A 21,372-nucleotide genomic window follows, 5' to 3' on the forward strand; every position below is an offset into this window, starting at 1 on the left:
GTCGCCGACGTACGGAGCATCACCTACCGCGTGATGAGAACGGTGCTGCGCCGGAACACCGCCTACATCGCCGAACGGAGCGTACCCGAGCGTCTCGCCGCCCTCGGGGTCCCCGTGCAGGTGATCTTCGGTGCTGCCGATCCCCGTTGGGAGCCGTCGTCGGCGCGCCGATACGACGCGGTGCCGGGCGCGCGGGTCGAGCTGCTGCCCGGTGTCGGGCACCTACCCATGCTGGAAGCGCCCGAGACGATCGGCAAACTGCTGCTGGACTTCACGGCGGCGGGGCCGACGACGACCCGTGATCCCTGATGCCTAGACTGGCCATGTGTTGCCTGCCGGAATGCCATCTGACCAGGCGTGGGTGGACATCGCAGTCCCACGCCCGTCGGTTCGGCTGCCGGGGGTCAGCATGGCCGGGTTCCGCCATCGTGCCCCGGCCTCGGTGGACATCGCCATGATCGCCTACCCGTCCGTCACCCTGCTCGTCGATCTGAGCGAGGGAGAAGGCGTCGTCTACGAAACCCAGGGCCGGCACGAGCGCGGCAGCGTCGTCGCCGGGCTACTCCCCGGCGATCTGCAGGCAACTGGCCGGGGAGCCGGACGGTTGCTCCAGATCCGGCTGGAGCCGGTCGCGGCGGCTGCGTTGTTCGGCGCATCGACCGAGCTCAGCGGGACGGTGGCAGCCCTTGAGGACGTCTGGGGCCGCGACGCCGGGCAAGCCGAGGACAGGCTGCGCACCGCCACGTCGTGGGACGAACGCTTCACGATCGCGGTGGACATCCTCGGCCGACGGCTGGGCGCCCACCCACCGGTCGACCCCCAGGTCGCCCACGCCTGGCGGCGGACGCTGTCCAGCCGGGGGCGGGTGCGGGTCGACGGCCTGGCGGACGAGGTCGGCTGGAGCCGCAAGCGCCTGTGGTCCCGCTTCCGGTCCCAGCTCGGCATCACACCCAAACACGCCGCCCGGCTGGTGCGCTTCGACCACGCCGCCCACCTTCTCGCGGCGGGCCACGCCGCCGCCCGCGTTGCCGCCGAGAACGGCTACGTCGACCAGTCCCACCTTCACCGCGAGGTCGCGACGTTTGCCGGGCTCACGCCCAGCCCTGGCGGTCGCGCCGTGGCTCGCGGTCGACGACGTCGCATGGCCGGCTTCGTCGCCCGCCGGCGCAGCACGCCACCCTGCGATGAGCCACCCGCGCAAAGCTGCCGCCTCGGAATGACCCTCCCACACCGGCCATCATCAACCCCATGCCCACCAACAAGAACTCCCGGCTCTTCCGCTCGATCTCCGGGGTTCACCCTGACAGCAGCGTCGCTTCGTGGTCCTTGATCGCTGCTGTGACCAGGCTGCGTGCGGCCCCAGATGATGGCCCCTGTTCGGCCTGGGGGTCCAGGCCGCGGACGTCACGCAGGGCGATCTGCGCCTCCCAGCCGACCACGACGGTCAGGGCCGAGATCAGGCACTGAAACGACTCCTCGCTCAGGGTGCCGCGGAGTGGTTCGCAGGGCTTGCGATCGATCACTCGGCTACCTGGCGGCTGGGGACACGTTCGGGAGTGGAAGGCCGTGAGGGGCAGTCGGCCGATCTCTGTGTGCAGCTCGAGCTGGCCGACGTGGTGGCCAGAGCCGACCCTGGCCGGACCGTACGGCGTGCTGCCAAGGAACGCGTGGGCATGCGGTGAGAGAGCTGGGAGCGGGACGTGTGCCTTTCTGACGCCCCGTGTTGGCCAATGCGCCAGGAGGGACCGCTCTACCGGCGCGCAGACGGCCAGCTCGACTTCTGGGCGCTGAGTCGATATCACGATGTGCGCACCGCGTTCCGCGACGCTCGCCTCTATTCCAGCGCCTACGGGGCGGCGTTCGAGACCTGGGAGCCCAGCGCACGGACGCGATCGTCGTTCCTGTCGATGGATCGCCCGAGCATGATCGCATGCGGGCTCTTATGCGGGTACGGACGGAGTACGCCAGAAACACACCGCGTGGTGGAGCGCCTGGTGTCAGCGCTTGCGCCGCCGGGCCGCGGTGTCATGCTCGGCGGTGATGCGAGCGGAGGTCTCCTCGCCCAGGCGGACGTAGTGACCGAGGCTGGACAGGTGCTGGTGGCGGGATTTGGCCTGGAGCTCGGGGGCGGTGCGGCCGGCGGCGGCCAGGTGGGTCAGCGCACTGTGCCGGAGCTGATGCAGGGTCCAGCCTTCGCCGTGCGGGTCGAGTTCGGCGGAGGCGGTCTTGAACAGGTACTCGGCGCGCGGGTAGGACAGGCGGCCGCGTCCGGTGATGGGGCAGACATCGGCGGCCGCGGGCGCGCGGGGTCCGGCGGTGGGTGCGCGCCGGTCGGCCAGGAAGACCGGTCCGCTGGTGCGGCCTGCCAGCAGGCGGGGCAGCAGGCGGGCGGTGGCGGTGGCCCAGTGCACGTATTCGATGGCGCCGCCCTTGGAGACGACGCGGGCGCGGCGGAACTCGGTGTCGAGGTCCTCGACGTTCAGCGACAAGATCTCCTCGGCCCTGGCCGCCGTCTCATACAGCATCCGCCAGAGAAGGCGTTCGCGCAGCGGGTGGCGGTCGCCGGTGAACAGCGCCTCCAGCCGGGCGGCGGGGATGGCGCGGTCGCCGCGGCGCACGGTGGTGCGGCGGGTCAGCCGGCGGGCCGGGTTGGTGGCCAGCAGGTCCTGGCGCTGGGCCCAGGTGGTGAAGGAGACCAGCGCCGACAGGTGCCGGTTCCAGGTGGCGGCCGCCGCGCTCGACCACCGGTCCATGACCGCGGCGTAGTCCTCAGGGGACAGGCCGGCGGCGGGCCGAGCGCCGGCCAGGGCGGCCAGGCGGGTGAGGGTCTTGGCGTAGCTGCGGCGGGTGGTCGTGGTCTGCAGGGAGCCCAGGAAGCGGTCGACAGCGGCCTCGACGCTTAGGTCCGAGGCCGGGCCGTCCGGGTCGGCGGGCGAGCCGGGGAACGCGACGACGGGCACGGGAGTCTCCCTCCCGGGATCGATGTGACAGATAACGCTACCGAGTCGGCTCGCGTCTGGCAGGTGCTGAGCTGGGCCTCGCCGGGACGAGGTGCGCATGTGCGACAGGTAATGCCAATTCCCTATCGCAGGACAGACGGACCTCACCCCCACGCTACATCACACACAGCAATCAAATAATTACGTTCAGTATGCATTGATGGTGTGGATCGAGAAGATCCGCCAAACAGGAAGGACCCGTCACCATGTCGCAGACGTACATGCCGCGCCTGGCCGCCCCGGTCGAGCGCACCATCACCGGAGCCGCCGCCATCCAGACCGCGGGCGTCGACCAGTCCAGCATCTGGGCCCCCTCGATTCCCTTCGCTGACGAGGGCGACGAGTAACCGATCACCCCGACGGGGTGGGCGCCGGTATGGCCCGTGCCTTCCCCCGCACAGGACACCCCATTCCACTGCCACGAGCAGGAAAGGACATCCCACCATGTCGCAGACGTACATGCCGCGCCTGGCCGCCCCGGTCGAGCGCACCATCACCGGAGCCGCCGCGGTGCCGACCGCGGGCGTCGATCAGTCCAGGCACATCATGGCTGGCGACATCCCGTTCGCTGACGAGGGCGACGAGTAGCCGATGAGGCAGTGAGCGTCGGCGCGCGATCGGTGCGCCGACGCTCACCCTCCGACGACAGGTACGCCGGATTGCACGGGAGCGGGGCGCGGATGGGCGAGGTGGCGGCGATCGCGGGACTGCCAAGATTGTGGCGGCTGACCACCGGGGACGAGCGGGTGACGGTGGCCGTGGTGGACGGCCTGGTCGAGCGGGATCATCCGGCCTTGGCCGGGGCGAAGCTGACCGAGCTGCGCGAGGTGTGGCCGGGCGGGCCGGCGTCGGGGCGGGCGGCGGCGCACGGTACGGCGGTGGCAGGCGTGCTGTTCGGGCGGCACGACGGCCCTGCCCCCGGGGTGGCGTCCGGTTGCCGGGGGGTCAGCGTGCCGGTGTTCGCCGAGGAGCGGCGCGTCGCGCAGCTGGATCTGGCCCGTGCGATCGAGCTGGCCGCCGACGCCGGCGCCCATGTGATCAATGTCAGCGGCGGGCAGCTGGCCGACGCGGCCGAGGCCGAGGACGCGCTGGCCCGGGCGGTGCGCCGCTGCCGTGAGCAGAACGTGCTGATCGTGGCCGCCGCCGGCAACGACGGCTGCCTGTGCGATCACGTGCCCGCCGCGCTGGAGGGCGTGCTGGCGGTCGGCGCCTGCGACGAGGCCGGCCGGCCGCTGGCGATGAGCAACTTCGGGCCGGGCAGCCGCCGCCAGGGTTTGCTGGCGCCCGGCGACAACGTGCTGGTGGCGGTCCCTGGCGGCGGTACCGGGCGGATGAGCGGCACCAGCCTGGCCGCTCCCGTTGTGGCCGGGGTGGCGGCGTTGCTGCTCAGCCTGCAGCTGCGGCAGGGACGCAAACCCGACCCGCTGGCCGTCGGGGAGCTGCTGGTCGCCACCGCTGATGCGTGCGACCTGCCGGACACGGCGAGTGATGGATGCGTGCGGTATCTGAACGGAACTCTCAATATCACGAAAGCGGTGAATGCTGTGACCACCACCTCTTCCTCTGTTTCAGTGCCTGCCCCGTCTGCCGGGCCTGTCGGCGACATCGAGGCCGCCGCGCAAGCCTCCGTCATGACCGGCGCCGTCGTGGCCTCCTGCGCCGGGCCCGAGCCGGGCGGGTGCGGCTGCGCCGCCGACCCGGTGCCGGGGGCGGGCGTGACGGTCAGCACGGCCATGACCGCCTCCGCCCCTTCCCCGGCCGCCGAAGGCGAGCGTGGCGGGGTGCGGGCCTCTGCCGAAGACCCGGGCGCGCCGGCGGCGCGGCGGCTGGTGTACGCGCTGGGCACGCTGGGCTACGACTTCGGCACCGAGGCCCGCCGCGACACCTTCAAACAGCTCATGCCGGGTGTGGAGGTGGACGGCGTGAGCGTGCCGGCCAACCCCTATGACCCTCGGCAGATGGTGGACTACCTGCGCGGCAACCCCTCAGAGGCCACGCCGCTGATCTGGACGTTGAACCTGGACCTGACCCCGATTTATGCGATCGAGCCGGTCGGCGGGTACGGGCCCGGCGTGTACGCGCGGCTGGTGGAGTTCCTGGAGCGTCAGCAGCGGGCCGAGGACGACGTCGAGTTCGTGGATCGCGTCTCGGTGCCGGGCAGGCTGCCGGGCCGTACGGTGCGGTTGTTCAACGGCCAGCACGTGCCGGTGATCGAGATCGACCTGACCCGCGGCCTGTACGGCTGGTCGGTGGCGAGCCTGGCGCACGCCGTCGTGCACGAGTGCAACGTGCCCGAGCACAACCAGCGGGCCGACCGCAGCGGGCCCGACGACGAGCGTCTCGCCGACGCCGTCGCCGACTTCCTCCAGCGCATCTACTACGACCTGCGCAACTTCGGCGCCACCAGCCGCGACCGGGCGCTGAACTTCGCCGCCACCAACGCCGTCCAGGCCCGCCAGACGCTGGTCGAAGCGCTCGGCAAGGGGATGGCGCTCAAGGACATCGAGACGGAGAAAAGCCCCTACGGCCGGCCCGACAGCGACTGCTGGGACGTCAAGCTGCGCTTCTTCGACCCCGACAACAGCAAGCGGGCCAAGCGCGTCTACCGCTTCACCATCGACGTCAAGGACGTGCTGCCGGTCACCCTCGGCCCGGTCCGCTCCTGGCCCGAAGCCTGACCGCCACCGCACGGAGGCCAACCATGACCGCGTTCCCGCCGCAGGTGCCGCCGGTGCGCCGCGGCCTGCTCATCGACCCCTACACCACCATCGCCCTGCACCCGCGCACCCCTGCCCACCTGCAACGGGTGCACGACTGGCTGCTGTACGGCGCCAACACAGGCGACCCCGCCGCCTACCACCTGCCCAGCTATGAGCAGGCCAAGCTGTCGGCCCTCTAGCCCAGCACAGCAGCCCGGCACCCCCGCGTACCTGGAGCGCCCGCCCGATGCCACACACCACCCCGCCACCACAGCCCCCCCAGCCCCCGCTGTCACCGCTGGACGAGTTCGCCCAGCAGCAAGGGGATCGGGCGGCCGCCTCCAGCCCGGCCGCGACACCCGACGGCAAACCCCCGGCCCGCTACCCCGCCCAGGCGGTGCCCGGCATCACCGCCCTGTGGCAACACACCCTCGGCAATGCGGACATCGTCATCGGCGTCGTCGACGGCCCGCCCGACACCTCCCACCCCTGCCTGACCGGCGCCAACCTGGAGACACGCGAGCCGTGGTGGCTCCCGCCCACCCCGGCCAGCAACGAGCTGATCGAGCACGGCACCTTCACCGCCAGCGTGCTGGCCGGCCGGCACGGCACCGTCCTGCCCGGCCTCGCCCCCGGCTGCCACCTCATCGCCCTCGGTCAGCGCGCCGACGAGCACGTCAGCCACGATCCGCACTCGGCCGCCCGCGCCATCGAAGAGCTCCTTCAGGCCGGCGCCCACATCATCCAGTACACCCCCGCCCACTCCACCGCCTCTGCCGATGCCGACCCGATGCTGAAACGCGCCATCGCCCAAGCGATCGACGCGGGCGTGCTGATCTGCGCCCCGGCCGGCAACGACTACGGCCGCAACGACCTGGCCCCCGCGATCCTGCCCGGCGTGCTGGCCGTCGGCGCGCACCGCGCCGACGAAGCGATGTTCTTGTTCAGCAACCACGGCCCCGCCTACCACGGGCACGGCATCACCGCCCTCGGCGAGGCCGTCCTCGGCGCCGTACCCGGTGGCGGCGTCAAGGCCCAAAAAGGCACCTGCGTGTCCGTCGCCCTGGTCACCGGCGCCGCCGCGCTGCTGGTTAGCATGCAACGCCACCTCGGCCACGCCCCGGACCCGCTCGCCGTACGCGACGCGCTGCTGGCCACCGCCCGCCCCTGCACCCCAGACCAAGCCCACGGCGAGCCGGTGCGCTGCCTGAACGGCTACCTCGACCTGCCCGCCGCCGCGGCCCACCTGTTCCCCGGCCTGCCACCGCTCACGCACCCCACGGCACCGACCAACGCGAGCGCGCCGACCGCCACGTTCGACATCCGGCCGCTGCGGCGACGCGACCGCCCCACCACCGCCTGAAGCCTGCCGCCCCACGCCCAAGGCCCGCCGACTCCCGCCCGGTCGTCTTTCACCCCGCCGCCTACCCGCCCCCACCATCTTGGAGATTCACGCATGCGTCTTCGCCGCCGCCGCTGCCTGGTCTGCTACTGGCACGAAGCCGCGTTCATCGCCCACCCCTACCCCGGCGGATCCGCCGTCTCGCTGCCCGCCACCGCCGCGCAGATCCTGACCGCCTTCGAGCACTGGACGACCCCGGGGCAGGTGGCCGCGGCGCTGGGCCATCTGAACGGCGCGACCCTCAGCCAAGCCATCACCGCCCTGCGCGAGCACAGCCTGCTGCTGGAGGAGGGCAGCGCCGAAGCCGACACCGACGACCGTCTGGCCCACCAATGGCGCTCCTGGGAGCCCGAGGCCCCGTTCTTCCACTACAGCACCCAAGACGCCATCACCGCCGACAGCCCCGAGGTCTACCCCGACATCGAGGCGCACCCGCCGCTGTTCACCGACTACCCCGACGCCGAGCACATCCCGCTGCCCCACCCCCGCGACCTGCCCACCAACCTGCCCACCAACCTGCCCGGCGACGGCCTGGCCGCCCCGCTCGGCCAGGTGCTCCACGCTCGCCGCACCCACCGCGACTTCACCGGCGCCCCCGTCCCGCTGACCACCCTGGCCACGCTGCTGGCCGTCTGCTTCGCCCCCGTCGACTACATCGACGCCGGCTACTTCGGCACCCTGTACCGGCGCACCAGCCCGGCCGGCGGCGCCCGCCAGGAACTCGACGCCTACCTGGCCATCACCAACGTCGCCGACCTCGACCCCGGCATCTACCACTACAACGGCCGCGACCACAGCCTCGACATGCTGGCCAAGGGCTTCACCACCGCCGAAGCCACCCACCTATGCTCCGGCCAGGACTACTTCGGCCAAGCCGCTTTCCTGGTCATCCTGGTCGCCGTCATCGAACGCATGCGCATCAAATACCCCACCCCCCGCTGCTACCGGGTCAGCCTGCTCAATGCCGGACACCTGGGCCAGACCTTCGCCCTGACCGCCACCGCCCTCGGCCTCGGCCCGTTCCAGACCGGCGCCTTCCACGACACCGCCATCGCCGAGCTGCTCGGCCTGGACAACACCTCCCGCACCCCGCTGTACGTGCTCGGCGCCGGCCACCCCACCCCCAACCCCAACCCCAACCCCGACGACGAACGCGCCTTCAACCCCGCCGGGCCGGACGCCTTGCGCACCACACCTCTGACGTGACCCGTAGGCGCTCGCCTGGGCCCTCCACTCGGGTCCGTGCCACCAGCCGCAAAGTAGCTCCGAGTAACCGGATGGCTTGACATAAAGGCTGTTTGCGAGCAATGCGACCTGCGAAACGTCCCTGTCGTCGTTATCGCGGTGGCGAGCGCCGGACTCATCCGCGAACGCCCGGGACCGACACTCGCGGTCGGGCACCGCAGCCACAACCCGCTGTGGCCTGCGGAAACGCTCTACTTTGGGGCTCATCGTCCGGACCCGAGCGCAGGGCCGTCTTGGCGCAACCCTGGTGTCTCACAGAACCCCACCGGAACGACAGTCACTTATCGTGACATCAAATGCACAATCCGTTACACGGGGGACACGGCACATGAGCAAGGAAGAGACCAGGACACCGGCCACGGAGCAGAGCGATGTGGAGGGCAACGGGCAGGTGAGCGCTGCCGAGGACCTGCTTGGGCACGGCGTCCCCCCGGAGGAGGTGGAACTGGCGGAGGCGCGGCGACTGGGAGAGGAACTGATCGCCCAGCTCTCGCCGGCGGATCAAGAAGAGATCAGGGGCGCTCAGCGGCAACTGGAGGCCAGGGGGGCTGAAGTCCTTCCCCCCGTGGTGAAGTGGTGGGGGTTCGAGATCCACCTCAACGCCGAAGCCGCCGAGCTGGCTGCCGAGATCACCGAGCTCATCGGCAAGATCGTGTCCAAGGTCCCCAAGCTGAAGCCGATCGCGCCGTTGATCAAGGCCGTCGTCAAGCTCAGGGCTAAATGGATCAGGGAGGTGGGAAAGACCTACGGCTGCAAGCTCGTCTCGCCGTGGATCGCGCCCGGCATGCTCATCCCCATCAGCCTGAGGTCCAAGGACGACCCGGGTCTGTGGTGGACCGTCCTGGGCACGGCCGGCGGGTGGAGTGAGGACCAGCGGTTCGCTGCGCACTACACCGCAGCCAACCCCGCCCTGGCCGAATTCCAGGGCAAGCTGGTCTGCATGCACCGGGGCAACAGCGACAGCCGCCTGTGGTGGACCATCTTCGACCCGGACACGGGCTGGAGCGAGGACCGGCAGCTCCCCAACCACGCCACCGCCTCCGGCCCGGCGCTGGCGGTGTTCAAGAACGAGCTGTACTGCGTGCACCGTGGGGACCGCGACAACGACCTGTGGTGGACCAAGTCCTCCGACGGCATCAACTGGACCGCCGACCGCAAGTTCCCGAATCACCGGAGCGGCTCGGGCCCGGCGCTGGCGGTGTTCCAGAACAAGCTGTACTGCGTGCACCGCGGCAACACCGGCAGTGGCGGAGACAACTACCTGTGGTGGACCAGCACCTCCGACGGCGTCAACTGGAGTGCCGACCAACGCTTCCCAGGCCACCTCACCGACTCCAACCCGGCACTGGCGGTCTACCAGAACCGCCTGTACTGCGTTCACCGCGGCAACGGCAGCAGCAGCATGTGGTGGACCTCCACCGGCGACGGCAGAAACTGGACCCCAGACGCCCAGATTCCTAACGCCGCCACCCGGGAGGGACCGGCGCTCGCGGTATTCAACAATCTCCTGCACTGCGTCCACCGGGGAGGCGCCGACACAAGTCTGTGGGGGATCGCCTTCGACGGCCGGAATTGGACCCGGGACATTAAATTCCCCGGCCATCACAGCACCCAAGGCCCAGCCTTGATCACCTACCGCGACAAGAACGGCACCGAGGACCAACTCCTGTGCGTCCACCGCGGCTCTAAGTCCTAGACCACACCCAAGCCGGCCCCGCTGCCGCCAGCCACTCCGGCGGCAGCGGCCAAGGCCGGTGCTCGCGGAATCCCGGATTCCGGAGCACGCGGACCGCTGCCACTCCTAGCGCTGTGCTCGCAGTTGGACGTATGTGATCGCATCGTTGGTAGTGCGGATCCTCTCGGCGTCCCCCTCGGGGATCTCCAGGCTGAACTCCTCCTCCAGGGCCGCGACGATCTCAGCCATGGCCAGATCGTCGGCCCCGAGCTCCTCAATGAGCCCGGCCACGAGGTCCGGCTCTCTCGTGAGGTCGAGCTTTTCGGCGACGATCCTCTTTACCCGCGCCTCGATAGTGGTCTCTGTGGTCACGAAGCCCCCCCTGGCTCGCTGGACGAATCGCCTCGAGTCTCCCATCCAAGATCTCTCAACTGGATATTCGACATGCGCAGGTCGCGCTGGTTGCTCATGACTCTTGCGTCAAATCGTCCGAGAGCTCCCAGTTACTCACAGCTACTTTGCGTCTGGTGGCACGGACCCGAGCGGACGGCCGACAACGACGAGCATTGCGGTGTTCTGCTGTGGTTTAGTGATCGGATGACCGCATCAGGCAGATGGACGCGCTCGCTGGCGCCGGTCGCCGCCATCGTGCTGCTGGCCGCCTGCTCCTCTGACGAGCCGCACACGCTCACCTTCGATGTCACGGGCGAAGGAAGTTTCGCCATCACGTACGTCATCAACGGCCGTTCCACGACCGAGCCCCAGGTGAGGCTTCCCTGGCGGAAGGACATCACCCTCGCTGAACAGGGCGAGGACACCTGGAGCCTTTCCATACGGCGCCTGGACGCTGGCTCGGTGAGTGCCGTTGCCTACGTCGACGGCCAGCTCATCACTCGCACCGCAGGTTCAGGATCAACCGGCGGCGGCACTAGCAGCCTTAGCGGCTCCGTCGGCTGAACAATCCGCAGTTTCGTATTTGTCTGGACCGGCGTGATCGTGTCAGCTCGCGGCCAGGAACGCGGCGAGGTCGGCGGCGATCTCGTCCGGGTGCTCGCCGTTGATCGCGTGCGAGGCGCCGGGGTAGACCTTCACCGTCCCCGATCGCAGCACGCGCTCGGCGACCCCGCGGGATGACCCGGCATCGTGCATCACCGAGTTGCCCGCCAGGATCGCCAGCACCGGGATCTTCAGCGCGCCCAGTGCGCCCTCGCCGATGCGCGCGGGTTGCGGCAGGCGCAGGGTGTAGTTCTTCATCCCGGACTCGATCATGTCCGCCACCGGCACGTCCGCCACCGGCGCGCCGCCCGCCGTGTAGGAGTTGAACGAGTCGCGCCAGGACTTCGGCAGCCACGGCACGGAGGCGGGGATCGCGCGGATCGCCGTGCCGGCCGGGATGTCGGAGAAGGTGTACACCGGGTCGATCAGCGTCAGGGTGGCGACGCGCGCCGGCCGGTGGACGGCCAGGTTGGCCGCCGTCCATCCGCCGATCGACAGGCCGACCACGTGGAAGGACTTCTCGGGCAGCTGCGCGAGCACCTCGTCCAGCCACGCCGCCTGGTCCGCATCGGAGGTGATCGGCACCTCCTGCACGCTCCTGCCCGGCTCGCCCAGCAGGTCGATCGTGTAGACGTCGCCGACCTTGAGCAGGGAGGGAAGGTTGCCGGCCCAGACCGGTGACGCCGACGCCCTGCCGGGCAGGAGCACCAGCGGCTCGGCGCGATCCGACTGGCCCTCGTACCGGTAGACGCGCACGATCCCGAAGCCGGTGCGTACGTCGATCGTGCCCGCCGCCCGGGGCATGTCCGCCATCGCCTCGTCGTAGGCGGCCAGGTAGTCCGCCTGGCCCTGGGCGCTGTTCCAATGCCCGACAGGCGACGGCGCGCGCAGGGCGAAGGTGAGGGCCACGGCGGCGACGGCGACGGCACCGCCCGCGATCTTCAACACCCGGCGGCGACGCGCCTTACGCCGGTGCCTGACCTCCGCCTGCTCGATGTCAACACTCATCGGAACCTCCGCACTGAACATCGGTCAATTTTTTGACCGATGTTCAGAAGCATACGCGGCGATGCGGTACGGTCGGGACCATGGCAGCAAGGCGTACCGCGTCGGACAGTGGCGACAGGCAGCTCAGCCTCATCGAAAGGGCGCGTCGCGATCAGCTCATCCAGATCACGATCGACCTCGTGGCCGAGCACGGATACGCCGCCGCCTCGCTGACGCGCATCGCGCAGACCGCCGGGATCACCAAGGGCGCCGTGCTGTACCACTTCGCCTCCAAGGACGCGGTCGTGGCGGCGGCTCACGAACGCGTCCTCGGCGAACTCGTGGCCGCCGTCGGCGCGGCGGTCGACATGGTGCCGGCCGATCAGGCCCCGGCCGCGTACGTACGGCGGATGGTCGGGCACCTCGCCGAACGACCCGACCGCATGCGCGTGATCATGGGGGCGGTGATCATCGGAGACATCCCCGACGCGCCGGCCCGCTGGAACCCCCTCGCGTCCCTCCTCCATGACGCCCGCCAGGCCCGTGGCCTGCCCCCTGGCCCCGACCTGCGCACGCTCGCCGTCATCACAGGCGGGGCGATCGACGGCATCATGGGAGCGCACATGCAGGACGGCGACTTCGACGCCCGGGACGCGGCGGAAACGCTCATCGCGATGCTGGAAACCGCGCTGTTCGCATGAGGCGGGCTGGTCTGCAGTGCCGCCATGGCCGATGATCGGCTGGCCGTCACGTTCACCGGGCACGAGGAGGAGGCAGTTTCGCACTGCTAGCGGGAGTGCTTCCGGAAGCGGGGCGGGTCGCTGCCGGCAGCGGGCTCGCCGACGGCCGTGCCGCACAGGTGCCAAGGGGACCACGGCCGCCCCGTGGTCCCGTGTCGCCGATCGCCGGTAGGCGCCGGGCCTGGAGGGCAAACGGGTGGCTGTGACCGGCAACGCAGCTTGGCCGGGAATCTGCAACATTATTTGGCCGGATGTCACTTGTGACGCTCCTGCTCGGTCTCGATTCCATGCTTTCGAGACGAGCTCCAGACGTACCTGCGGCTGTCGGTATCCAGTTGGAAGCGGTTCTGGGTCTCCCTCGCGGGCCGCGATGAGTTCTGCGGTGTCCGGTGGTCTTAAGCGTCGTACCCGTGACCGAGGAGAACTCTTGATGCGCAGCGTTACCCATTCGATGAGCGTCTCGCCTGGCGGCGGCATCGTCGGGCCGGACGGCCGCTTCGGCAGGCCACTGTTCGACGACTGTGAAATGCCGATCGAGCTCGGCTTGTTCGAGTACCGATCGTTCCAACAGGGCGTCACGACTCATCGCGACGTCCTCCGGGATGCGCAGGAGGCGAGCTCGTGTTGAGGCAGGTCGCGGAGGGTGTACTGGTACACGAGAGTGAGTTCGTGCAGAGCAACACCGTTGTGGTGCGGGGTCGGGCCGGTGTGTTGCTCATCGACCCTGGGGTAACCGGCCCCGAGATCGACTGCCTGGCGAACGACCTCCGTGGGTTGGGTCAGTCCGTTGTGGCGGGGTTTTCCACGCATCCGGATTGGGATCATCTGCTCTGGCACGCCCAGTTCGGCGAGGCCCCCCGTTACGGCACGGCGCGCTGCGCGGACACTATCGGACAGGAGCTGTCGGACCCGGGTGCGAAAGCCCGCATCGCTGCCCACCTGCTCGAGACGGAAGTCGCCGGGCAGGTACCGCTGGACCTGCTCGGCCTCATCGTCGGCCTGCCCGCCGGGACGGCACAGATTCCTTGGGATGGCCCTGAAGTCCGTATCATCGAGCATCAAGCGCATGCCCCGGGCCACGCGGCTCTGTTGATCGAGGAGCGCGGGGTTCTCATCGCTGGCGACATGCTTTCTGATGTCCTGGTTCCGATGTTCGACCTGGACACCGAGGACCCGATCGAGGACTACCTCACCGCGCTGCGGCTGCTCGAGGGCGTGGCGAACGGGGTCGATGTCGTCGTCCCGGGCCACGGTTCCGTCGGTGGAACCGACCAGGTACAGGCACGGATTGACCAGGATCGGGTGTATGTGCTCGCGTTGCGGAACGGCCAAGTCGCCGCCGACCCACGGGTCGGCCCATCAGCCAAGCCCGGCTGGGAGTGGGTGAGGGACGTGCACGAAGGGCAACTCCAGCGCCTCCCCCACGGAAGCGAGCGCGACGGGGCTCCCCGCTAGCGATCGGTGCACGACACAGCCAGTGCGCGCGGGTCGCCGGTCGGGATCCGGGGCAGCGTCACGACGTTCTTGGGCTGGTCGTCGGGGGGTGTCATCTGCGGCAGCGAGCTGGGCATCTGTGAGGGCCTTGTAGACGACGCCGACGGAGACCCTGACTCCGTCGGCGATGGGCGGAGGGACTCCCCGCGCTCGCGGCGGGCCAGGATCGCGTCACGGACAGCGGCGGCCAGTCAGCTGATGCCGATGACCAGAGCATCGCGGGCGGCGTCGATGACTTCGGCGGTGATCCTGTCGACGCCGTCGTTGAGCTTCATCACCCGTTCGGCTTGTTCCAGCAGCCGGGTGACCAGCCGGAAGTTGCCCGCGGTGGTGCGGTTGATCGCGGCGATGGCCTCGGTCGTGACGGCGTCGGGGATGCCCAGGCCCAGGTGGGCGAAGGCTGTGGTCAGGACGATGGCGAGTTCGTCGGCGGCCAGGGCGCGGTAGTGGTGGACGAAGCCGATGCGGCTGTAGAGCTGGGGGTAGCGGGCCAGGCGCTTTTCGATGCCGGGCATGCCGATGAGGATCAGCCCGAGGCTGCTGCGATCATAGAAGTCGCGGACCTGCTCAATGGCGCGGGGTGGTGAGCCGTTCGGACTCATCGATGATGACGAGTTCGGTGTAGAGGCTGGCACCGTGGAGGTTGGTCTCGCGCTTGGGGTCGTCGATTTCGCGGGCGCGGACCATGGCGTGCCGGTTGGTCAGATCGGTCAGGTCCGTAAGGCCCCCCGGGGGCGGAGTGTTGATCAGCGGCGTGTAGAGCACGGTGTGCCAGTCGGACCGGTTGGCGCCGGCATGGAACCAGTCGGCCAGGGCGTGGGGCATCTCCAGCAGCGGGCGTTGTTCCGGCCAGCGCGCGTAGGAGTGGGCCGACAGGGTCTTGCCGACGCCGGCGGGGCCGTAGCACAGGCCGATGTAGCGGGAGGTGCGCACGGTGTCGGCGAACTCGCAGAACCTGCGGTGCTCCTTGGTGGAGATCAGGTTCGGCATCGACGGGGTATGGCGTGATCCGCGCCGCATGGCTTTCCGGTTGGGGTTGGAGCGCGTGGTGGTCACGGGTCATGCTCCTCTACTCCTCGGTGTAGATCTTCAACCGGCGTTGCGCGGGTGCCGGTGGGGCGAGCTCGCGGGCGGTCGCGGAAGGCCGGTGCGGTAGGCCAGCAGCTGGTCGACCAGGGTGGTGCGTTCGGCCAGATCCTGGGTGAGCTGACGGCGGCGGGCGCGTCGGGCCGCGATGATCTCCCGCATGCTGATGGTGGTGCCGGCCAGCTCGGCGCAGATCGCCCGGCAGATGAAGACGCCGCGGTGGAAGATTCGCAGTTCGGCCAGGTCGCGGGGGTCGTACCGGATGACGACGCTTTCTCCGACGAACGCGGCCAGCGTGGGGTCCAGATAGCGCAGGCCGAACGCGTGGATGCCGTCGGGGTGGACCTTGCGGGGCTTTGCCACGGTGAGCAGCAGCAGGTCCAGATGCCGCGCTCGGTCAGGTCGTGGGCCAGGTTGAGGCACTCGCGCATGTTGCGCCCGAGCCGGTCCAAGGTCACGACGGTGATCCGGTGACCGGCGTGCGGCGGGACGCGGCGCAGCAGGTCCTCCAGGTCGTCACGGGCCATCGTGGCGCCGGTACGCCGATCGGACCAGATGAGCTCTTCGGGGATGCCGGCGGCCTTGAGGGTGTCGATCTGCCGGGTGAGATCTTGAGCAGTGGTGCTGACCCGGGCATAGCCGAAGTCCACGAACCTCACGGTATCGAAAGCTGACGCCCTGACAAGGGTTACGAGAACCGCTTTCGAGACCAACTTATGAGACTGGCCGACCTGCGGAAATGTCGCTGCCGCAGGTACGTCCGGGGCTCGTCTCGAAAGCATGGAATCGAGACGACCAGGAGCCGTCATTAGGGGTGACATGCGGCCAAATAATGTTGCAGACTCCCGGCCAACCTGCGTTGCAGATCACACGCGGCCGTCCACGGGCGCCTTCACGCGCGCGTAGACCGGCCGGAAAAGTCCGAAAACTCTCGATGCCCGGGTCTTGTCGGCGAGGGCCTGGTGCTCGCGCGTGTGCGCGCGTGATGCCTCGCGAAAGTCGCCGGCCGGTGGTGGTTCCTGGTCTTCGACCGGAGATGAGGCGGGCGATCATGAGGCTCTGGCGCCGGTTGCGGCCAGGTCGAGGTGGTCGGGTGGCACGCCGTTGCGGCACAACGGGCACCAGGGTTGGCCGGAGCGTGGGTTGAGCTGGTCGCCGCCGGGTTCGCCGTGTGGGCAGGGTGGGGCGGTGCGGCGGTTGTCGGCAGCCTGGCTGGCGTGGCGGCGGGCGGCCTGTTCGCGGACGTGGCCCTGCCAGTCGGCCAGGTCGCCGTTGCGGGCCAGGGTGGTGATGTAGCCGGTCACGTTGTGCGGCTTCACGGCTTGCTCGATGGCGGCCGCGATCGCCTCGGCTTCACCGGCGTCGACGCCGAGCTCGTTGCGGACGATGTCGGCCGGCCGGCGCCGTGATGAGGAGAGTTGACGGGGAGAGGCGCAGCAGGGTCGTCGGCCGGTTAACGCGCCGGTCGCTCATACTCATACGCGCTAGACGGTCAACTGGACTTGGAGGTCTCCGGCTGCGTCAAGGAGACTGGCGCGGCAGGAGAGTTGGCGGCGGCCTGTCTGATCATCTCCTGGAAGGCTTCTCGTTGCGCCTCAGGAAGTGCCGCCAGTTGCACGGCAGCTTCACGCAAGCCCTCGGTCTTGAACGCCAGGAGCATCAATCGCGCACTCGGGCTGAGCGTGATGTTCAGTTGTCGCTCAACATCGGCGGGATCCTGTTGGAAGAACGAAGCTATCTGTGTGATCGTGTACTCTTCGACCTTGCTGGGCCGATTCGGATCCAAAAGGTTGCTGAGCGTTTGACGGGAGGGGCCTTCGCCCCCGTTGCTCTCCTTGATGGCGCGCTCCAGTTGCCGAACACCCCAGTGCTCGCCCATGAGACCTTCCAGCCATGCCACGCGAGCGTTCGGCTCGGGCTCGGCCATCACACGGCTCCTCCCGCGTCGGCATCTGCTCGGCAACATAGCGTGTCACCTTCGAGCGCGCTAGTAGATCATCTCTGGCTCTCGCCCACCGGCTACGGCAGCCGCGCGCACATTGAGGCGTGCATACCGTAACCTCCGGCAGTGGATACTGAGCGCGCAGGAGGAGGTCAGTGTCCCGATGGTGTAGGGCCAGGGCCTGGCCCGGCTGGCTCCTGATCAGAAGCTGGCGGCGGGCTGATGGTCACCGTGTCCGAGTGAGCGGCAGGCCAGGTGGATGGTGAGGCGGTCGCTTTCGTGGAGGGGGCCAAGAAGTCGCTCAATGGTCATGATGCGATGGCTGACCGTGTTGCGGTGCATGCCGGTGCTCTTGGCGGTGGCGGTTGCAGAGGAGCCGTTGTCCAGATAGGCACTGAGGGTCTTCAACAAAGCATCGGCGTCCGGGTGAGCGAGCACCGGAGCTAGGAGTTGTCGGGCATGTTCGCGGAAGGCAGGGTCGGCGTACCAGGTGGACAGCAGGCGCTGGGGGCCGAGGGCGTCAATGGTTTCCACCGTGCCGGGCTGGCGTTGCGCCGCGGCGGAGGCGGCTTGGTGGGCCTGGCCAAGGGTGAGGGCGATGGCGTGTGGGCCGATGGCGGAGCTGCCTAAGCCTGCGACAAGGGCGTAGCGAGGGTAGGCGGAGTTGAAGCTGCGGGTGGCGTCCTGGATGCGGTTCAGCAGCTCGTTCTCCTGCTGAGTGGTTGGGCGGGCCGACCAGGATTGCCACAGTGACCAGCCGTCGGCGCGGGTGAACAGCGGCTTGGTGATGTGCTTGGTAGCCAGAATGTTCACCAGGTGTGTGGCGATCTCGGTGAAGAGGTCGCCTTCCGGTGTTGGCGTGCCGTTAGGCCAGGTGAAGTGAATGCCTTGATGCCAGCCATCGAGCGGGATCCCCGCCGTCGCTGCGCGGGTGACGATGTGCTCAGGGACACGATCGTGGCGATCGAGGTGGAGCAGTTCGGTGAACAGGTTGTGAAGCAGGTGGTGATCGCGCTCGGCTTTCAAGCGCTGGGTGAGCAACTGGACGGCAACGGTGTGGGCGGCGATCTGAAGGATGGCGCGAGCTGCTTCATGCCAGGCGGGGCCGCCGTGGCGAGCCTCACAGGCCAACCACAGCATGTGATCGGTGTGGAAGATGGGGCACGAGGCCCACACATGGTGCTGCAGTCGTTCGGATGTGACCGCGGGCTGGCGCGTCACCGTTTCGGGTGACGTCCAATGCAGCCTGCCGGCGGTGACGACACCGTCGGCGGTGACGAGCGCTGAGGTCCCGTTCAGTACGTCGTTCACGATCGCCAGGACGCGGGGGAGGGACGGGCTGACGGCGAGTTTGGCGGCGGCGGTGGTCAGGGCCCGGGCGTGGGCAATGCCGGGTGTCTGGATGATTGCCATGATGCGGGCGGCGAGCGCGGGAGCTGAGCTGGATTCCGGGGTCGGGGTAAGGACGATCACGGGGAGGGCGAACTGGTTGGCCAGACGGACGGTGGAGTCGGCGATGGTTTGGCGGTGGCCAACCACGATGAGCAGCCGGCCGCCGCGGCCGTGCAGGCGGCGGCAGAAGACTTCGATCAGGTGCTGGCTGCTGAGGCCGGCATCGTCGGAGACGTCGATGACCGCAGCGGCACCGCCGGGCAGGTTGGTCAGGTCGGCGTGGCTGTGGACGAAGGCGGCGGTGCGCAGCACGGCGTCGAGCCCTGCCTGGCCACCGACGATGATGTGGCCGGCCAGGGCGGGGTCGTTCAGCAGGTCCCGGGCTGTGATCATGGGCGACTTTCTCGGGCGTCAGAGGTGGCGTTGTCGTCGAGGACGCGAAGGCCGAAGGCTGACGGGGCCACGAGGTGGCGGGCGTGCAGAGGGTTCCATGCGCTAGGGGCGGGGAAGCGCAGGACGTCGACGTGGCGGCCGGTGGCTGCATGTTCGGCGGTGATGGGCTGCCAGGTTCGGGTGTCGAGCAGAGCGATGATGTCGGGCACCTGGGCGATGACATCGCCGTCGTCGATAGCCAGCATGTACTCGTCGGCGACCTCGATGCGCAGCGTGCGGAAGGGGTCCTGGTCGTGGGCAACGACGAGGGTGGCTCCGGTGCTTGGTCGGGCATGGCGCAAGATCTGGTTGATGGTGCCTGAGAAGACTAGGTTGGCCTGGTGGGTGGCGAGCATGCCGGCTCGGGAGCGTGGGGTGCGCTGGACCTCGAGAAAATCGCGTCCCAGGGTGAGGGCGTTGCTGATGCTTCCGCGGATGGCGTGCCGATCGGCCTGCTCGGCGCGCATGGGGTAGATAGCCGTTGCGGCCCAGCCGCCGAGTGCGGTCAGTGCCGCGCGCAGTAGCCGCTCGGCGTCGGCGTTGGTGACCGCACCGGTCAGCAGCAGATGGTTGCCGGACGGGTCGGCCAGGGCGGCGGGTACTGCGCTGATCGCACTCGTGCCGTCGCGGACCACGTTGAAAAGGACCTGGTCGATCCGAGGGAAGGCGCGGCCCATACCGTCGCCGTCGATCAAGGGCAGGCCGGTCCAGGCGGCCGCCGCGACACTGAACAGCAGGTTGGCGCCGCCGACCTCAAATCCGAGCACCGCGGCGGGCTGCTGGTCGAGGTGGCGACCGACCGCTTGCACGGCGTGGACGAACTCGTGGCCGGATGGTAGGCGTTCGAGCATCACGGTGATGGAGCCGGTTGCAGCGACCGGTACCACGAGTGCGTCAGGGGGCAGGTCGGCAGCGGTGATGAGGGAGACGGCGCCGTGTCGGATCAGCACGTGGCGCAGCATGTCGGCCACGATGGCGGTGTCGCCGCCGCCTCCGGATCCCAGCAGGGTGGCTCCGGCGGCGAGCGCGTCGACGTGTTCGTGGCTGATTCGTGTCTGCATGTTCCCCTCGGTCGGTGCGGAAGCGTGTCGGCTGGTCCCCGGGCAGGGCGCCGTGCCCAGGGACCAGCCCGCTTGGGTGGGTCAGAGTCGGGCGACGGGGAGGAGATCCTCCAGCGGGGTGTAGGGGTCGGGCAGGCCGAAGCCGGCTGGGCCGAAGCATGCCAGCGCCTCGGGGGTGCGCATGATGGGCGGGGTGGAGATGCCGTAGACGGTCAGGCGCTGGCCGTAGGCGAGCGACTCGGTCGGGATGGGCGCACCGTTCTCGCTGTTGAGGGTGCAGATGAGATCGGGCACGATAGCGATGACCGTGCCGTTGCGGCGGGCGACGAGGTGCTCGTTCTGGAAGGTGATCTCCAGGATGTCGTCCGGATCTGTGGTGGATTGCAGCCGCGCCTTGCCGCGGGCGAAGCCGTCGACGGTGCGGCGCTCGACATCGACGATCTTGCCGCGGAACAAGACTACGCCGAGGCTGTAGATGGTGTCGGCCAGCATGGCGGTCACCTTGTCGAAGGGGTCGGCGTGGCTGGCGCGGGCGTGGCGGAGCGTCTCGCCGATCTGGCGGCACAGTGACAGCGTGCCGTGGACGGAGGTGCGGCGGACCTCGGCGGTGTTCATGGGGTAGTCGCTGATGTAGGAGGCGCCGCCCATCTGGATGGTCAGCGCGCGGGCCAGTTGCTCCATGCGTTTGTTGTCGGTGGCAGAGATGATGCAGGTGTCTCCATGGTCGGAGGCGATGGCCATCGGCGAGCCGGAGATGCCGAGCACGCCGAACGTCTGCATCTGCAGCTCGGGGAAGGCCCGGCCCATGCCGTCGGCGTCGACCACGGGCAGGTCGAGCTGGGCGCCGAGCATGAGCGGGATCATGCTGTTCAGTCCGCCGCACTCGGTCGGCATGACGGCGTGGGCAGCGCGGCCGAGGTGCGCTTCAAGCGCGCGGAAGGCGGCCACGTTGCCGCCGCCGGACGGCAACTTCTCGACGAACACCGTCGGTGCGCCCATCATCGAGGACGGCAACACGAGCGCATCATCGGGCAATTCGTCCACGCCGATGATGTGCACACGACGGCCTGCGGCCATCTCCTTCTCGACCAGCAACCGGCCGATGTAGGGGTCGCCGCCGCCTCCGGTGCCGAGGACGGCGGCGCCTTCGGCCAGATCGTGTAGGCCCTGCAGGGTCAGGTCGTAGCCCACTGGCCGGTCTCCTTCGGAGTGTGAATGTGGC

At 69.2% G+C, this 21,372-nt stretch carries 25 protein-coding genes and 1 pseudogene; 13 read left to right on the forward strand and 13 right to left on the reverse strand.

Going from position 1 to position 21,372, the window contains the following annotated elements; genetic code table 11:
- A partial coding sequence (locus tag AB0H64_RS42450) for an alpha/beta fold hydrolase (RefSeq protein ID WP_357636942.1) occupies positions 1-309 on the forward strand: 309 nt, incomplete at its 5' end.
- Positions 310-454: 145 nt separating this feature from the next.
- The gene (locus AB0H64_RS42455) at positions 455-1,330 is read left to right on the forward strand and encodes a helix-turn-helix domain-containing protein (RefSeq protein WP_357636943.1); all 876 of its coding nucleotides are present in this window, start codon (positions 455-457) and stop codon (positions 1,328-1,330) included.
- Here AB0H64_RS42455 and AB0H64_RS42460 read toward each other — a convergent pair.
- Positions 1,296-1,523: a hypothetical protein gene (locus tag AB0H64_RS42460; RefSeq protein WP_357636945.1), complete on the reverse strand. Its 228-nt coding sequence runs from the start codon at positions 1,521-1,523 to the stop codon at positions 1,296-1,298. The two genes, AB0H64_RS42455 and AB0H64_RS42460, sit on opposite strands and share 35 nt — an antisense overlap.
- A gap of 474 nt (positions 1,524-1,997) precedes the next feature.
- Complete coding sequence (locus AB0H64_RS42465) at positions 1,998-2,960, reverse strand: site-specific integrase (protein ID WP_357636948.1); 963 nt, start codon at positions 2,958-2,960, stop codon at positions 1,998-2,000.
- A 245-nt stretch (positions 2,961-3,205) separates the two neighbouring features.
- Here AB0H64_RS42465 and AB0H64_RS42470 point away from each other — a divergent pair, with 245 nt between their 5' ends.
- The 7 genes from AB0H64_RS42470 to AB0H64_RS42500 all read left to right on the forward strand — a co-directional run bounded on the left by AB0H64_RS42470 (position 3,206) and on the right by AB0H64_RS42500 (position 10,041).
- A complete protein-coding gene (locus AB0H64_RS42470; protein ID WP_357636949.1) occupies positions 3,206-3,346 on the forward strand; it encodes a hypothetical protein in 141 nt (46 codons plus the stop codon).
- 97 nt (positions 3,347-3,443) lie between these two features.
- Positions 3,444-3,587, forward strand: a complete 144-nt coding sequence (locus AB0H64_RS42475; protein ID WP_357636952.1) for a hypothetical protein — start codon at positions 3,444-3,446, stop codon at positions 3,585-3,587.
- Positions 3,588-3,679: 92 nt separating this feature from the next.
- On the forward strand, positions 3,680-5,677 hold the full coding sequence (locus AB0H64_RS42480; protein WP_357636955.1) for a PatA/PatG family cyanobactin maturation protease: 1,998 nt from the start codon (positions 3,680-3,682) through the stop codon (positions 5,675-5,677).
- A 23-nt stretch (positions 5,678-5,700) separates the two neighbouring features.
- Positions 5,701-5,898: a hypothetical protein gene (locus AB0H64_RS42485; protein ID WP_357636958.1), complete on the forward strand. Its 198-nt coding sequence runs from the start codon at positions 5,701-5,703 to the stop codon at positions 5,896-5,898.
- Positions 5,899-5,945: 47 nt separating this feature from the next.
- The gene (locus AB0H64_RS42490; RefSeq protein ID WP_357636960.1) at positions 5,946-7,061 is read left to right on the forward strand and encodes a S8 family serine peptidase; all 1,116 of its coding nucleotides are present in this window, start codon (positions 5,946-5,948) and stop codon (positions 7,059-7,061) included.
- Positions 7,062-7,154: 93 nt separating this feature from the next.
- Positions 7,155-8,306, forward strand: a complete 1,152-nt coding sequence (locus tag AB0H64_RS42495; protein ID WP_357636963.1) for a SagB/ThcOx family dehydrogenase — start codon at positions 7,155-7,157, stop codon at positions 8,304-8,306.
- Between the two features lie 367 nt (positions 8,307-8,673).
- Complete coding sequence (locus AB0H64_RS42500; protein WP_357636965.1) at positions 8,674-10,041, forward strand: hypothetical protein; 1,368 nt, start codon at positions 8,674-8,676, stop codon at positions 10,039-10,041.
- A gap of 105 nt (positions 10,042-10,146) precedes the next feature.
- Here the strand turns inward: AB0H64_RS42500 and AB0H64_RS42505 are convergent, their stop codons facing one another.
- Complete coding sequence (locus AB0H64_RS42505; protein ID WP_357636967.1) at positions 10,147-10,392, reverse strand: acyl carrier protein; 246 nt, start codon at positions 10,390-10,392, stop codon at positions 10,147-10,149.
- A gap of 225 nt (positions 10,393-10,617) precedes the next feature.
- Between AB0H64_RS42505 and AB0H64_RS42510 the strand changes: the two genes are divergently transcribed.
- The gene (locus AB0H64_RS42510) at positions 10,618-10,977 is read left to right on the forward strand and encodes a hypothetical protein (RefSeq protein WP_357636969.1); all 360 of its coding nucleotides are present in this window, start codon (positions 10,618-10,620) and stop codon (positions 10,975-10,977) included.
- Positions 10,978-11,019: 42 nt separating this feature from the next.
- Here AB0H64_RS42510 and AB0H64_RS42515 read toward each other — a convergent pair whose 3' ends face one another.
- The gene (locus tag AB0H64_RS42515) at positions 11,020-12,024 is read right to left on the reverse strand and encodes an alpha/beta hydrolase (RefSeq protein ID WP_357636971.1); all 1,005 of its coding nucleotides are present in this window, start codon (positions 12,022-12,024) and stop codon (positions 11,020-11,022) included.
- Between the two features lie 80 nt (positions 12,025-12,104).
- On the opposite strand from AB0H64_RS42515, the gene AB0H64_RS42520 reads away from it, so the two are divergent.
- The 3 genes from AB0H64_RS42520 to AB0H64_RS42530 all read left to right on the forward strand — a co-directional run bounded on the left by AB0H64_RS42520 (position 12,105) and on the right by AB0H64_RS42530 (position 14,198).
- A complete protein-coding gene (locus tag AB0H64_RS42520) occupies positions 12,105-12,704 on the forward strand; it encodes a TetR/AcrR family transcriptional regulator (RefSeq protein ID WP_357636973.1) in 600 nt (199 codons plus the stop codon).
- A gap of 469 nt (positions 12,705-13,173) precedes the next feature.
- Positions 13,174-13,371, forward strand: coding sequence for a hypothetical protein (locus AB0H64_RS42525; RefSeq protein WP_357636975.1), 198 nt, complete (start codon positions 13,174-13,176; stop codon positions 13,369-13,371).
- 41 nt (positions 13,372-13,412) lie between these two features.
- Positions 13,413-14,198 (forward strand): MBL fold metallo-hydrolase, encoded by a 786-nt coding sequence (locus tag AB0H64_RS42530; RefSeq protein WP_357636978.1) that lies wholly within the window; start codon positions 13,413-13,415, stop codon positions 14,196-14,198.
- Positions 14,199-14,428: 230 nt separating this feature from the next.
- Here the strand turns inward: AB0H64_RS42530 and AB0H64_RS42535 are convergent, their stop codons facing one another.
- From AB0H64_RS42535 to AB0H64_RS42575, 9 genes and pseudogenes are all read right to left on the reverse strand, one after another.
- Complete coding sequence (locus AB0H64_RS42535) at positions 14,429-14,752, reverse strand: hypothetical protein (RefSeq protein WP_357636981.1); 324 nt, start codon at positions 14,750-14,752, stop codon at positions 14,429-14,431.
- Positions 14,753-14,804: 52 nt separating this feature from the next.
- On the reverse strand, positions 14,805-15,293 hold the full coding sequence (locus tag AB0H64_RS42540; protein WP_357636983.1) for an AAA family ATPase: 489 nt from the start codon (positions 15,291-15,293) through the stop codon (positions 14,805-14,807).
- 33 nt (positions 15,294-15,326) lie between these two features.
- Entirely contained in the window at positions 15,327-15,686 is a 360-nt protein-coding gene (locus tag AB0H64_RS42545; RefSeq protein ID WP_357636985.1) for a Mu transposase C-terminal domain-containing protein, read from the reverse strand.
- An 80-nt stretch (positions 15,687-15,766) separates the two neighbouring features.
- A pseudogene (locus tag AB0H64_RS42550) lies at positions 15,767-16,144 on the reverse strand (recombinase family protein); the annotation flags it as partial.
- Positions 16,145-16,372: 228 nt separating this feature from the next.
- Entirely contained in the window at positions 16,373-16,642 is a 270-nt protein-coding gene (locus AB0H64_RS42555; protein ID WP_357636988.1) for a hypothetical protein, read from the reverse strand.
- Positions 16,643-16,815: 173 nt separating this feature from the next.
- Entirely contained in the window at positions 16,816-17,250 is a 435-nt protein-coding gene (locus AB0H64_RS42560) for a hypothetical protein (RefSeq protein ID WP_357636991.1), read from the reverse strand.
- A 216-nt stretch (positions 17,251-17,466) separates the two neighbouring features.
- Positions 17,467-19,050: a helix-turn-helix domain-containing protein gene (locus tag AB0H64_RS42565; RefSeq protein ID WP_357636993.1), complete on the reverse strand. Its 1,584-nt coding sequence runs from the start codon at positions 19,048-19,050 to the stop codon at positions 17,467-17,469.
- Positions 19,047-20,150, reverse strand: coding sequence for a DUF917 domain-containing protein (locus AB0H64_RS42570; protein ID WP_357636996.1), 1,104 nt, complete (start codon positions 20,148-20,150; stop codon positions 19,047-19,049). Before AB0H64_RS42570 ends, AB0H64_RS42565 begins: the two co-directional genes overlap by 4 nt.
- An 81-nt stretch (positions 20,151-20,231) precedes the next feature.
- Positions 20,232-21,341 carry a DUF917 domain-containing protein gene (locus tag AB0H64_RS42575; protein ID WP_357636998.1) on the reverse strand — a complete coding sequence of 370 codons (1,110 nt, stop codon included), beginning with the start codon at positions 21,339-21,341 and terminating at the stop codon, positions 20,232-20,234.
- Positions 21,342-21,372 lie beyond the last annotated feature (31 nt).

The sequence above is a fragment of the Nonomuraea sp. NPDC050733 genome, assembly GCF_040654215.1.
GTDB lineage: Bacteria > Actinomycetota > Actinomycetes > Streptosporangiales > Streptosporangiaceae > Nonomuraea.

Excerpts from the sequence above, each read along its gene's own strand:
- AB0H64_RS42455 (WP_357636943.1), top strand. The coding sequence starts at position 455 with ATGATCGCCTACCCGTCCGTCACCCTGCTCGTCGATCTGAGCGAGGGA.
- AB0H64_RS42470 (WP_357636949.1), top strand. The coding sequence starts at position 3,206 with ATGTCGCAGACGTACATGCCGCGCCTGGCCGCCCCGGTCGAGCGCACC.
- AB0H64_RS42475 (WP_357636952.1), top strand. The coding sequence starts at position 3,444 with ATGTCGCAGACGTACATGCCGCGCCTGGCCGCCCCGGTCGAGCGCACC.
- AB0H64_RS42480 (WP_357636955.1), top strand. The coding sequence starts at position 3,680 with ATGGGCGAGGTGGCGGCGATCGCGGGACTGCCAAGATTGTGGCGGCTG.
- AB0H64_RS42485 (WP_357636958.1), top strand. The coding sequence starts at position 5,701 with ATGACCGCGTTCCCGCCGCAGGTGCCGCCGGTGCGCCGCGGCCTGCTC.
- AB0H64_RS42490 (WP_357636960.1), top strand. The coding sequence starts at position 5,946 with ATGCCACACACCACCCCGCCACCACAGCCCCCCCAGCCCCCGCTGTCA.
- AB0H64_RS42495 (WP_357636963.1), top strand. The coding sequence starts at position 7,155 with ATGCGTCTTCGCCGCCGCCGCTGCCTGGTCTGCTACTGGCACGAAGCC.
- AB0H64_RS42500 (WP_357636965.1), top strand. The coding sequence starts at position 8,674 with ATGAGCAAGGAAGAGACCAGGACACCGGCCACGGAGCAGAGCGATGTG.
- AB0H64_RS42510 (WP_357636969.1), top strand. The coding sequence starts at position 10,618 with ATGACCGCATCAGGCAGATGGACGCGCTCGCTGGCGCCGGTCGCCGCC.
- AB0H64_RS42515 (WP_357636971.1), bottom strand. The coding sequence starts at position 12,024 with ATGAGTGTTGACATCGAGCAGGCGGAGGTCAGGCACCGGCGTAAGGCG.
- AB0H64_RS42520 (WP_357636973.1), top strand. The coding sequence starts at position 12,105 with ATGGCAGCAAGGCGTACCGCGTCGGACAGTGGCGACAGGCAGCTCAGC.
- AB0H64_RS42525 (WP_357636975.1), top strand. The coding sequence starts at position 13,174 with ATGCGCAGCGTTACCCATTCGATGAGCGTCTCGCCTGGCGGCGGCATC.
- AB0H64_RS42535 (WP_357636981.1), bottom strand. The coding sequence starts at position 14,752 with ATGCCCGGCATCGAAAAGCGCCTGGCCCGCTACCCCCAGCTCTACAGC.
- AB0H64_RS42560 (WP_357636991.1), bottom strand. The coding sequence starts at position 17,250 with ATGGCCGAGCCCGAGCCGAACGCTCGCGTGGCATGGCTGGAAGGTCTC.
- AB0H64_RS42565 (WP_357636993.1), bottom strand. The coding sequence starts at position 19,050 with ATGATCACAGCCCGGGACCTGCTGAACGACCCCGCCCTGGCCGGCCAC.
- AB0H64_RS42570 (WP_357636996.1), bottom strand. The coding sequence starts at position 20,150 with ATGCAGACACGAATCAGCCACGAACACGTCGACGCGCTCGCCGCCGGA.